The organism is Streptomyces sp. NPDC058157 (genome assembly GCF_042884105.1).
Lineage (GTDB): Bacteria > Actinomycetota > Actinomycetes > Streptomycetales > Streptomycetaceae > Streptomyces.
This window is the reverse complement of record NZ_JBHVUQ010000162.1, coordinates 1-3,055: the sequence shown is the minus strand read 5'-3', so window position 1 is coordinate 3,055 and position 3,055 is coordinate 1. Positions and strand designations below refer to the sequence as shown.

Annotated in this window: 4 protein-coding genes; all 4 read left to right on the top strand. The window is 76.4% G+C overall.

The window, feature by feature from the left end:
- Nucleotides 1–204: 204 nt before the first annotated feature.
- The 4 genes from ACFVXK_RS29565 to ACFVXK_RS29550 all read left to right on the top strand — a co-directional run bounded on the left by ACFVXK_RS29565 (nucleotide 205) and on the right by ACFVXK_RS29550 (nucleotide 2,901).
- On the top strand, nucleotides 205–1,776 hold the full coding sequence (locus tag ACFVXK_RS29565; protein WP_389617340.1) for an FAD-dependent monooxygenase: 1,572 nt from the start codon (nucleotides 205–207) through the stop codon (nucleotides 1,774–1,776).
- A 33-nt stretch (nucleotides 1,777–1,809) separates the two neighbouring features.
- Nucleotides 1,810–1,896: a putative leader peptide gene (locus ACFVXK_RS29560; RefSeq protein ID WP_311318651.1), complete on the top strand. Its 87-nt coding sequence runs from the start codon at nucleotides 1,810–1,812 to the stop codon at nucleotides 1,894–1,896.
- Between the two features lie 79 nt (nucleotides 1,897–1,975).
- On the top strand, nucleotides 1,976–2,509 hold the full coding sequence (locus tag ACFVXK_RS29555) for a cysteine dioxygenase (RefSeq protein WP_389617337.1): 534 nt from the start codon (nucleotides 1,976–1,978) through the stop codon (nucleotides 2,507–2,509).
- Entirely contained in the window at nucleotides 2,506–2,901 is a 396-nt protein-coding gene (locus ACFVXK_RS29550) for a rhodanese-like domain-containing protein (protein ID WP_389617334.1), read from the top strand. The genes ACFVXK_RS29555 and ACFVXK_RS29550 overlap by 4 nt, the downstream gene beginning before the upstream one ends.
- The last annotated feature ends 154 nt before the right edge of the window (nucleotides 2,902–3,055 follow it).

Below are 3,055 nucleotides of genomic sequence, written 5' to 3'. Positions count from 1 at the left end.
CCCCGGGGCCCGGGGCTCGTGGGGGGGGGGGGGGTTTTGGGGGGGGTCCTCCGGCTTTGTGCTTGTGGCGGGTGCGTGGGGGGGGGCCCCCTCCCCCCCCCCCCCCACCACACTGCTTTGTCCGGACCGGGGTCACTTGACGCCGGAACCTCCAGTGGGTTGCATACGTTCTGTGATCACATACCGGACATCGGGAGCCGCATCATGGACCCGGTGATCGTCGTCGGCTCGGGCCCCGTCGGACTCTCCCTGTCCCTCGCCCTGGCCGGCCACGGCGTGCCCTCCGTCCTGCTCGACGAAGGGCCCGGCAAGGACGAGCCCCGGCCCGCCCGCAGCGTCGTCCTGCACTCCGACACGGAGGCGATGGTGCACCGCCTCGGCTGCACCACCCTCGGCGACGAGGGCGCCCGGTACGCGGCCTGGCGCACCATGAGGCGGCGTCAGGAAGTCCGGCGGATCACCTTCGAGGACCGCCCCGGCCCCCTGCACGTCCCGCAGCACGCCCTCGCGCGCGGCCTGCGCGCCGCCGCCGCGGCCCACCCCCTGGTCCAGCTGGCCCCCGACACCAAGCTGGAGTCCCTGGAGCAGGACGAACGCGGGGTCACGGCGCACACCCGGGGCGGGCACACCACCTGGTGGCGCGGCAGCCACCTGGTCGGCTGCGACGGGGCCCGCTCCACCGTGCGCAAGCTGCTCGGCATCCGCTTCCCCGGCCGGACCGCCGTCGAACGGCACGCCGTGGCCGCGCTGCGCGCCGAACTGCCCTGGCCCGGCGAGGCGTTGCTGCACCGCAACCCGCCGTCCGGCCCGGAGGAGATCACCGCCCGGCCGCTGTCCGACGGCATCTGGCGGCTGGACTGGCTACTGCCGCCGCGCGGGGAACTCGTCACCCCGGACGCCCTCGTCACCCTGATCCGCGACACCCTGGCGCTCTGGTGCGGGGGCAGCACACCCCCGTACGACCTCATCGACACCGGCGTGCACATCCAGCACCACCGCCTCGCCCGGCGCTGGCGCGACGGCCGGGCCTTCCTCGCCGGGGACGCCGCGCACCTGCTGGGCGCACTCGGCACCCAGAGCGTCGAGGAGGGGCTGCGCGACGCCGAGAACCTGGCCTGGAAGCTGGCCCTGGACTGGCACCAAGGGGCCTCCGAGGCCCTGCTCGACAGCTACGAGGGCGAGCGGCGCACGGCAGTCGCCGCCCGGCTGCGCGCCGCCGACCAGGCCCTGCCGGTGCTGCGCGGCGGGGCCGGCCTGCGCGGCCTGCTGCCCGGGTCGGGCCGCTCGGCCGAGGGGCTGCTGACCGACGGGCACCTGGGCCGGGGCCCGCTGGGCGGCCGGCCGGTGTACGCGCCGCCGGTGGCCGTGCGCGAGGTGCCGACGGACACGGAGCCGGGCGGGCCCGTGGCCAACGTGCCCGTGTCCGCGCCCGACGGGTCCACCGTCCCGCTGCGGGACCTGCTGGGGCGCGGGAAGCTGCTGGTGCTGCTGGTGGCACCGGGTACCGGGGTGTGGGACCGGCGCCACTGGGCGGGGGCCGGGCTGATGCCCCGGCTCGCCGCGGCCGTGACCGCGCTGCCGGTGCCGGCCGAGCTCCTGGTGGCGGACGCCTACCCGGGGGCCCCGGCGCACACCGTGCTCCTGGTGCGCCCCGACGGGCACCTCGCCGCGACCTTCGCGGGGGTCCGTCCGGCCGAGCTGTACGCGGCGGCCGACACGGTCCGGGCGGGAGCTCCGGCCGGCGCTCCCGCCACACCCGCCCCTGTGATCGATTGACCGCCCTCGGGCACTCGTGGTTCACTCGCCGACATGACCGGCAACGACGTACGCCTGTGGCGGAGGGTTCACATGGACCTGCTCCGCTACGCGGGCTGCGTGTGTCGCCCCTCCTGCTGATTCGCCCCCTTCCCGCGCGCCCCGCCGCCCTTCCGGGCCTGCGCGCCCCTTTCGCGAACCCCAGGACGGTCACGCCCCGATGTCTGCTTCCGTGTCCACGCACGCCCCTGCCCGCTCCGCCGCACCCACCGCAGCGGAGCTCCTCGCCTTCGCCCTGCGCACCGCGTCCGATCCCGAGATCGTCGACTCGCTCCCCCTCGACCCGGAAGGGCGGACCTGGATCCGGCTCGACGGCCCGGGCGGCAGCGAGGCCTGGCTGATCGGCTGGCCGCCGGGCACCGGCACCGGCTGGCACGACCACGCCGAGTCCCGGGGCGCGTTCGCGACCGCGCGGGGCCGGCTCACCGAGCACTCCCTGGCCGTGCGGCTGCCGTCGGAGGGGTGGCGGACCCTGGAGCTGGCCCCTGAGGTGGACCGCACCCGCAGCCTCGGCGCGGTGACCGGGCGGGCGTTCGGCGAGCACCACGTCCACGAGGTGCTCAACGAGTCGGACTCCGAGCACGCGATCTCGGTCCACGCCTACTACCCGCCGCTGCCGCTGATCCGCCGGTACAGCCGCAGCGGTGCCGTGCTCCGGCTGGAGCACGTCGAGCGTCCGGCGGACTGGCAGTGAGCGGCCCGGGCCCGGTGGGCATCGACGAGTTCCTGGAGCGGGTGCGCACGACGTACACCCGCGTCGACGCGCGGACCGCGTACGAGGCTTCGCTGGAGGGTGCCCTGCTGGTGGACATCCGCTACCAGGCGCTGCGCGAGCGGGACGGGGTGATCCCGGGGGCGGTGGTCGTGGAGCGGAACGAACTGGAGTGGCGGCTGGACCCGCTGGGGTCGCACCGGCTCCCGGAGGCGGACTCGCACGACCTGCGGGTGGTGGTGATCTGCAACGAGGGCTACGCGTCCTCGCTGGCGGTGGCCTCGCTCCGGGCGCTGGGGCTCCGCCGGGCGACGGACCTCACGGGCGGCTTCCAGGCCTGGCGCTCCGCGGGCCTCCCCGTCACCCCCGCCTGACGGCCGCGCCGCTGCGCGGGGCCTGCTCCCCGCCCCGCCCTTCGCCCGTTCCTCCCCCAGCTACCGCTGGGAGGTGCCCCCAGGGGCAAGCCCCGGACCCCTGGGGGCTCCGCCCCCAGACCCCCGCGCCTCAATCGCCGGCGGGGCTATGAAC